This window comes from Pseudomonas sp. 2957 (assembly GCF_031456345.1).
Lineage (GTDB): Bacteria > Pseudomonadota > Gammaproteobacteria > Pseudomonadales > Pseudomonadaceae > Aquipseudomonas > Aquipseudomonas siliginis.
Window position 1 is genome coordinate 18,786 of sequence record NZ_JAVDUL010000003.1, and the last position, 7,707, is coordinate 26,492.

General features: G+C 60.6%; 7 protein-coding genes. 3 read left to right on the forward strand and 4 right to left on the reverse strand.

The window, feature by feature from the left end; genetic code table 11:
* Positions 1-29: 29 nt before the first annotated feature.
* Positions 30-1,355 carry an ATP-binding protein gene (locus J2Y39_RS10560; protein WP_310217395.1) on the reverse strand — a complete coding sequence of 442 codons (1,326 nt, stop codon included), beginning with the start codon at positions 1,353-1,355 and terminating at the stop codon, positions 30-32.
* Entirely contained in the window at positions 1,352-2,032 is a 681-nt protein-coding gene (locus J2Y39_RS10565) for a response regulator (protein WP_039759813.1), read from the reverse strand. Before J2Y39_RS10565 ends, J2Y39_RS10560 begins: the two co-directional genes overlap by 4 nt.
* A 155-nt stretch (positions 2,033-2,187) precedes the next feature.
* Between J2Y39_RS10565 and dsbD the strand changes: the two genes are divergently transcribed.
* Genes dsbD through dsbG form a run of 3 tightly spaced genes read left to right on the forward strand, consistent with a single transcriptional unit; the run spans position 2,188 to position 5,548 of the window.
* Positions 2,188-3,921 carry a protein-disulfide reductase DsbD gene (gene dsbD / locus J2Y39_RS10570; protein ID WP_310217399.1) on the forward strand — a complete coding sequence of 578 codons (1,734 nt, stop codon included), beginning with the start codon at positions 2,188-2,190 and terminating at the stop codon, positions 3,919-3,921.
* Positions 3,921-4,802, forward strand: coding sequence for a TlpA disulfide reductase family protein (locus tag J2Y39_RS10575; RefSeq protein ID WP_150742489.1), 882 nt, complete (start codon positions 3,921-3,923; stop codon positions 4,800-4,802). Before dsbD ends, J2Y39_RS10575 begins: the two co-directional genes overlap by 1 nt.
* Entirely contained in the window at positions 4,778-5,548 is a 771-nt protein-coding gene (dsbG, locus tag J2Y39_RS10580) for a thiol:disulfide interchange protein DsbG (protein WP_310217402.1), read from the forward strand. Before J2Y39_RS10575 ends, dsbG begins: the two co-directional genes overlap by 25 nt.
* Positions 5,549-5,578: 30 nt before the next feature.
* Here the strand turns inward: dsbG and J2Y39_RS10585 are convergent, their stop codons facing one another.
* The gene (locus J2Y39_RS10585) at positions 5,579-6,607 is read right to left on the reverse strand and encodes a ParB/Srx family N-terminal domain-containing protein (protein WP_310217405.1); all 1,029 of its coding nucleotides are present in this window, start codon (positions 6,605-6,607) and stop codon (positions 5,579-5,581) included.
* Positions 6,608-6,779: 172 nt separating this feature from the next.
* Positions 6,780-7,592, reverse strand: a complete 813-nt coding sequence (locus J2Y39_RS10590) for an alpha/beta fold hydrolase (RefSeq protein WP_310217408.1) — start codon at positions 7,590-7,592, stop codon at positions 6,780-6,782.
* Positions 7,593-7,707: the final 115 nt, after the last annotated feature.

Below are 7,707 nucleotides of genomic sequence, written 5' to 3' on the forward strand. Positions count from 1 at the left end.
CTCGCTCTCACAGGGGATCTGAGGTGAGATCAGAGGGCTTGCAACGGCATGGTCAGTTCGACCCGCAAGCCGTCCGGGCGGCTGTCGAAATGCAGCGCACAATCACAGCGCTGAACAATCGCCTGGACAATCGCCAGCCCCAGCCCGCAACCGGTGCTCTGCCCGTTGCGCCAGAAGCGCTGGGTCAGATGTTGCAAGTCATCCGGCGCAATGCCCGGACCATGGTCGCGCACGACAAAACGCACACGATTGCCGATGCTCTCCAGGCTAACCTCGACCGCACAATCTTCTGACGTGTGGCGCAGGGCGTTGTCGAGCAGGTTGCGCAATGCAGCAATCGCCAGCACGGCAGGCATTTGCAGAGGCGCGGCGGACAGATCGTCAGGCACGTGCAGTTTGATCCGCAGCCGTTCACCGCCAGTGGAGTCCTGGATCGCCAGTCTGGCCACTTGCTCGGCGCTGCATTGCGAGCCGTCATCAAACGACAGACTGCCTTCGACCCGCGCCAGTAACAGCAATTGCTCAAGGGTGCGATGCAAGCGATCGGCGCCCTCCTCGGCGCGCGCGAGCGACTGATCGCGGGCGCTGCCGTCGGTCATGCGCGCCACTTGCAGGTGGGTCTTGATCGCCGTCAGCGGACTGCGCAGTTCATGCGCGGCGTCGCCGGTCAGACGACGTTCACGTTCGATGGTCTTGCCGATGCGTTGAAACAACTGATTCTGAGTTTCCAGCAACGGCTTCAATTCGCTGGGAAACGCCTGCAACTGCAATGGTTCAAGAGAGTCGGCATTGCGCCGCATCAGCGCCTCGCGCAGACGATTGAGCGGCGCCAGGCCCTGACCGATGCCCAGCCACAGCAGGCACAGGCAACCCAGCAAGGCCACACCGACCGGCACCGAAGCAGCGAGCAGAATCGACATGTTCAAAGCTTCGCGCTCGATCTGCCGATCCGCCGTAGTGATGCGCACATCGCCGCGGGCCAGGGTGAAGCTGCGCCACGGTGCGCCGTCGATCATCTGATCGTGGAAGCCCATTTTCTCGGCTTCCAGCGCTTGCTCGGGGTTGTTATGGCTTCGCGCGAGTATCTCGCCGCGCAATGAGCTGACCTGACAGGCCATGCCGCCGGGAATGTTCAACTGTTCAGCACTGAAGTGGGTGCCCTCGCCCTTGCTTGGCAGCGTCGGCAATTGCTCGAGCAAACCGGCGACCATGCGCGCTGAGGCAACCAGACGCTGGTCGAGGGAAAACATCATCTGATTGCGCAGATCGCTGAGCATCCACGCCGCCGCCAACGCCCAGATCAGCGCGAACGCCGCGCCAAGCGTCAGGCTCAGGCGCAGTCGCAGACTCATCATTTGCCTTGCTCTGCGCCATCGGCAGGCCCGAGGCGATAGCCCAGACCGCGCACGGTTTCAACGATGCCTTTGCCAAGCTTGCTGCGCAGATGATGGATATGCACGTTCAGCGCGTTGCTTTCCAGTTCGTCGTTAAAGCCGTAGACGCTGTCCTTCAGTTGCTCGGTGGACAGCACCCGGCCGCGATTGTGCAGCAGCGCCTGCAACAGCGACTGCTCACGGCGCGAGAGGTCCACCGGTTGCCCGGCCAGACGGGTTTCGCGGCTGCTCGGGTCGTAGGTCAGCGCGCCGTGCTCAATCAGATTGACACTGCGCCCGGCCACGCGGCGCAACAGGGTTTGCAGGCGAGCGAACAGTTCGCGCAGGTCGAAAGGCTTGAGCAGATAGTCGTCGGCGCCGGCCTGCAGACCATCGACACGATCGGTCACCGAGTCACGGGCAGTTAGGATGAGAACCGGAATTTCCAGGCCGCTCTGCCGCAACTGTTGCAGCAACTTGAGGCCATCTTCGTCCGGCAGGCCGAGATCGAGCACCATCACATCGAATTCGGCGACCTTGAGCATCGCCCGCGCCTTGGACGCGGTGTTGACGTGCTCGACGGTCAGACCCTGAGCCGTGAGCCCGGCAACGATGCCGCTGGCAATCAGCTCGTCGTCTTCGCAAACCAGTACGTGCATGGTGAATCCCACAGGAAAAAAGCGGATTAGGCAGTTGGCCGATTAAGCTGACATTATGGCGCCCAACGTCACTGCGACAAGGGCATGGCGGTTAATCATCGGTTAATCGCCGCTGCCCATTGTGCACCTCACTTGCACAGGGACAAGGCTTCTCCATGCGTCATTTTTTTGTTTTGTTTGCGTTACTGATCTCGGGCCTGGCCCAGGCTGGAAACAATCCTTTCGATACGAAACCGGACTTCTTGCCGGTCGACCAAGCGTTCGTGTTGACTTCCGAGCGTCTGGATTCAGGCGAAACCCAGCTGTTCTGGCAGATCACCGACGGCTACTACCTGTATCAGAAACGCCTGAAATTCGATGGACTGGCCGCCGATCAGCAGCCGGTGTTGCCTGAAGGCGAATCCCACAGCGATGAGTTCTTCGGCGAGCAGCCGGTGTACCGCCAAGGGCTGGAAGTAAAAATCCCGGCGGCGGCCAGCGGTCAGATCAAAGTCAGCTATCAAGGTTGCGCCGATGCCGGTCTGTGCTATCCACCGCAAACCCGGGTGATTGATCTGGGTGGCAAAGCCGCAGCAATAACGGGCGGTGAAGCGCCGGATCAGGCTTTGGCCAGCAGCCTGCAACAACGGGCGCTGGGCTGGAGTCTGCTGGTGTTTTTCGGACTTGGCCTGCTGTTGGCGTTTACCCCGTGTTCGTTGCCGATGCTGCCGATTCTCGCCGGGATGATTGTCGGCAGTGGAGCCACACCACGGCGTGGCTTTGCCTTGGCCAGCAGCTACGTGATCTGCATGGCGCTGGTTTATGCGGCAATGGGCGTGATTGCTGCGCTGCTCGGTGCGAACCTGCAGGCGTGGTTGCAGAATCCTTGGTTACTCGGAGCATTTGCCGCCATTTTCGTGGTGCTGGCATTGCCGATGTTCGGCTTCTTCGAGCTGCAACTGCCGGTGGCCCTGCGTGATCGCCTTGAACATGCGTCGCGCAGCCGCAGCGGCGGCAGCCTGATCGGCGCCGGCGTGCTGGGCGCATTGTCCGGTCTGTTGGTCGGGCCGTGCATGACCGCGCCACTGGCCGGCGCGCTGCTGTACATCGCGCAGAGCGGTAACGCTTTGCACGGCGGTCTGATTCTGTTTGCGCTGGGCATCGGCATCGGTGTGCCGCTGTTGCTGCTGGTCACTGTGGGCAACCGTTTCCTGCCGAAACCCGGCGCGTGGATGAATCTGCTCAAGGGCATATTTGGCTTCCTCTTTCTTGCCACTGCATTGTTGATGCTGCGCCCGGTACTGGATCCGTCGTTGTGGCTGGGCCTGGGTGGCGCTCTGCTGTTGATCGCCGCTTACAGCGCCTGGAAACAATCCGAAGGTTTTGGCCGCGTCGCACAGATGTTTGGCGCGCTGTCCTTGTTGCTCGGTTTGTGGGGCAGCTTGTTGGTGATCGGTGCGGCGGGCGGCAGTGATGATCCGTATCAGCCATTGCAGGTCTACAGCGCCGGCCCTGTCGCCAGCGCGGCGCCGACGGGTCACGATGCCTTTAGCACAATCAAGGAACCGGCGGCACTGCAACGCGAACTCGACGCGGCCAAGGCTCAGGGCCAGTGGGTGTTGCTCGATTACTACGCCGACTGGTGTGTGTCGTGCAAAGTGATGGAGAAGAAGGTGTTTGGTGAAGCCAAAGTCATGCAGGCCCTGAGCGATGTGCGCCTGCTGCGTCTGGATGTGACCACCGACAACGCCGCCAGCCGCGAGCTGCTCAGTCGCTACAAAGTGCCGGGGCCGCCGACGTTCATCTGGATCGGCGCCGACGGTGAAGAACGCCGCAGCCAGCGCATCACCGGCGAGGTCGATGCCGAGACCTTCCTGCAACGCTGGTCCACCACCAGAGACGCCAACTGATGCTGACGTTCACCCTCGGCACTTTCGCCATCGCGCTCAATCACCTGCTGCTGATCAGTGCTCTGGCACTGGCGACGTTTGTCGGCTGGCGAGTGGCCAAGCGCGGCGGCGAGAACCCCGAGTCAGCGCTGTTCAGCCTGTTTTTGCTGGGCATGCTTGCGGCGCGCATTGCGTTTGTCGCGCTCTATTGGTCGCACTATCGCAATGACCCGTGGCAGATCATCGATCTGCGCGACGGCGGTTTCCTCGCCTGGCCCGGAGTAATCGTTCTGTTGCTGGCGGCGTTGTATCGCGGCTGGCGCCGGCCCGCTTTGCGCCGCCCGCTGGGCTTCGGCGTGGTCAGTGGCGTGGCGTTCTGGCTGCTTGCCACCCTGTCGCTGAATATCTACGAACAGGGCACCCGGTTGCCGGATATTGCCCTGCGCAACGCCGCCGGGGAAAAGATCAAGCTCAGCGACTATCAGGGCGGCCCGCTGGTGATCAACCTGTGGGCGACCTGGTGCCCGCCATGCCGGCGAGAAATGCCAGTACTGGAGAATGCCCAGCAACAGCGCCCGGATCTGACGTTTCTGTTCGTCAATCAAGCCGAAAGCATGCAAAGTGTGGCCACGTTCCTGGAAACCCAGGGCCTGAGCCTGAACAACGTCCTGTTCGACCGCAGCGGCCGTCTCGGTCAGGCCGTGGGCTCCATGGCGCTGCCGACTACGCTGTTCTATAGCCCGGACGGTCGCCTGCTGACCAGCCATCTCGGTGAACTGTCGAACGCCAGCCTGGCACGCGCTCTGGAAACCTTCGACACTTCGCCCTCAAGCCCGAATCAGGCCGTTGCCCCGGCCAACTCTGCAAGGAAACTGCCATGCCCCGCCTCCGCCACCTGCTGACGCTGACTCTGGGCACTGCCCTGCTGCACTTGCCGTCGGTGCAGGCCGCTGAAGAACTACCCGCAGCGATCAAAAAAATCGAAGCCAAGGGCGCGAAAATCGTCGGCCAGTTCGACGCCCCTGATGGCCTGCGCGGGTACGCCGCGCAATACCAGAATCGCGGCATGGCGCTGTACCTGACCCCGGACGGCAAACACGTCGTGGTGGGTAATCTGTACGACGCCGACGGCAAGGACCTGAGCAGCGAGCCGCTGCAGAAACTGGTCTACGCACCGATGTCCAAGGAAGTCTGGGCCAAGTTCGAGGCGAGCAACTGGATTCAGGACGGCAACAAGGATGCACCGCGCACGGTGTACCTGTTCAGCGATCCGAACTGCCCGTACTGCAACATGTTCTGGGAACAGGCGCGACCATGGGTCAAGGCCGGCAAAGTGCAGCTGCGCCACATCATGGTCGGCATCATTCGCGAAGACAGCCCGGGCAAATCAGCCGCGCTGCTGGCGGCGAAAGACCCGGCCAAGGCCCTGCAAGATCATGAGAGCGCCGGTAAGAGCAGCGCCCTCAAGGGTTTGAAAGACATTCCGGTCGCCGTGCAAACCAAACTCGCGGCCAACATGCAGTTGATGGAAGAGCTCGAACTGCAAGCCACCCCGGCGATTTTCTATATGGATGACAAAGGTGAACTGCAACAGCAGCAAGGCGCGCCATCGCCGGACAAGCTGGTGAAGATTCTCGGGCCGAAATAGTCTTCACAACCACTGACCGGTGCGGGTCTATCAGTACTCACACCGCTCGATAATGTCCTGCAAGTGCTCGGTGTTTCCCTGTTCCGTGAGAAAGCTTGTCACCTCAGCGCACCACGCTTGGTCTGAAGGAATACCGGCCCAAGCGTGCGTCCCTGCCCAATGCCAGGGACGGTCGTCAAACGTATTGATCAGCGCCTGATTGAATGTGTGAACGTTGAACTTGGGGTTTCTCGCGTTTTGCAACATCAACGAACTGAACACGCGTTGTTGCGTTACTTCGCATGGTTTGATTTGCTGGGCTTTGGTCGAGCTCAGGACAATGAAATCAGGTTTGACACCTTCATCGAGCGCGGCCTGCAATCGGTAATGTCCATCGATGACCACGTAAGAACACAGTCCGCCCACATACCAGAGCAGGATCGGCGGCAAGCTGCCCTCCCTGGCTTTTTTGCGCCACCATTTGAGGCGACCTGCCAAAGGGTCCACCGTGTGCAGCCCGATCAAGTGCCCCAGATCCCAATCAAGCCAATGCACGGTGTGCGGTTGCACGTTGTCGAGAATGCCCTCGCCGCGCGCGTACCAGTTTGGCAGATGACTGGACGCATCGGCCGGGGTGGAAAAATACCAGCCATCCCGACCTGCGACGGGTTTGTATCGGCTAACTGCTGGCAATAAAGGGCGCGCCACCCAGTGGCCGGGATAGATAAAGTCAGCCTGATTGTTCATCAACTGGTTGATGAAATAGCGACACCAGCGCGGGAAGCGCTCTTGGACGGGTAATTCAAAGTGCTCCTGAACGTCAGCCGAACCGATGGGTGGCACGGATGGCGATTCCAGTTGAACGGGCCGCGGATTGCGAACCAGCCAAGCACCGTAATATGAGGTGGCAATGGTCGCCCAGAAGAGTGGGCTTTCATTGAGCATCAACTTCATCCGCCCGTTGTTGCCACTTTGCAGATGAAGCGGCGGTTTGCTTGATTTCGGTCGGTTGACCTCAATACTCAACCCGACCCACTTGTCCTCAAGATCCCTGAGGTCACGCCACCAGAACTGTTGCACGTCATTCCCTTATCAAATGCTTTTATAGATGAGTTTCACACTCGTGATTGCATGGTGACCTGAGAGGCCCCTTCGCGAGCAGGCTCGCTCCCACAGTTGACTGCATTCCCTCAGCAAGAATGCGATTAATTGTGGGAGCGAGCCTGCTCGCGAATGAAGCTCACTCGGTGTGTCAGTTGCGCTCGCGGAGAAACGCCAGCAGCGCCTCAGTGACAAACCCGGGATTCTCCAGATTGGAGATATGCCCCGCCTCCGGCACCAGCACACACGGGCAACCAATCAACTCAGCCATTTCCCGGGCTTCCGAGGGTGGCCGTGGTTTGTCCTGATCACCGCACAGCACCAGCGTCGTCGCCGGGTTCAGCTCGCCCAGCCGTGGCAACAGGTCGTTGCGGCCAAACGTGATGCGCCCCATCGGCACGATGCTTTCGCGCAGACGCTCGGGCGAATAGCCCTTCAATTTCGCGCGAAAGTCCTGATACAGCGCCGACTGCGGGTCGATGCCCGGGCGGAAGAAGATTGGCACAACGATGTCGAGCAATTGTTCGGAGATGGTGCCGCTGTCTTCGATCTGCTTGAACAACGAGAAGTAATACTGGCGCGTCGGTTCCGGCTCGACACCGACGTAGGTGTCCATCAGCACCAGACCGTTGAGGCGTTGCGGTGCGGACAGTGCCAAACGCGCGCCCCACATGCCGCCGACCGAAAGCCCGACGAGGGTGACGCGGTCGATGTCCAGGTGATCGAGCAAGGCCTGCGCCTGTCGGGCGATGTCGTCCAGCGATGTGGTGCCTTTAGGTAACTTGCCGGAATCGCCATGGCCCCACAGATCCAGGGCGATGACGCGATAATGCGGGGTCAGCGCGGCGATCTGCGGCGCCCACATCGCTTGGTCCCAAAGGTAACTGCCGGCCAGCAACACGGCGGGGCCGGTGCCTTGATCAATGTAGTGCAGTGCTTGTCCGTCAACCGTGAAAAAGGGCATCGACCACCTCCGCGAGAAAAAACAGAACCGGCAGACTGAGCTGCCGGTTGGTGATCGTCAAGGATGGAAATGTACGGCAATGTACAGACGCCATTCGCGAGCAGACTCGCTCCCA

What these genes read in the sequence shown, in the direction of transcription:
- J2Y39_RS10560 (WP_310217395.1), bottom strand. Translation starts at nt 1,355, where the DNA reads ATGATGAGTCTGCGACTGCGCCTGAGCCTGACGCTTGGCGCGGCGTTC.
- J2Y39_RS10565 (WP_039759813.1), bottom strand. Translation starts at nt 2,032, where the DNA reads ATGCACGTACTGGTTTGCGAAGACGACGAGCTGATTGCCAGCGGCATC.
- dsbD (WP_310217399.1), top strand. Translation starts at nt 2,188, where the DNA reads ATGCGTCATTTTTTTGTTTTGTTTGCGTTACTGATCTCGGGCCTGGCC.
- J2Y39_RS10575 (WP_150742489.1), top strand. Translation starts at nt 3,921, where the DNA reads ATGCTGACGTTCACCCTCGGCACTTTCGCCATCGCGCTCAATCACCTG.
- dsbG (WP_310217402.1), top strand. Translation starts at nt 4,778, where the DNA reads ATGCCCCGCCTCCGCCACCTGCTGACGCTGACTCTGGGCACTGCCCTG.
- J2Y39_RS10590 (WP_310217408.1), bottom strand. Translation starts at nt 7,592, where the DNA reads ATGCCCTTTTTCACGGTTGACGGACAAGCACTGCACTACATTGATCAA.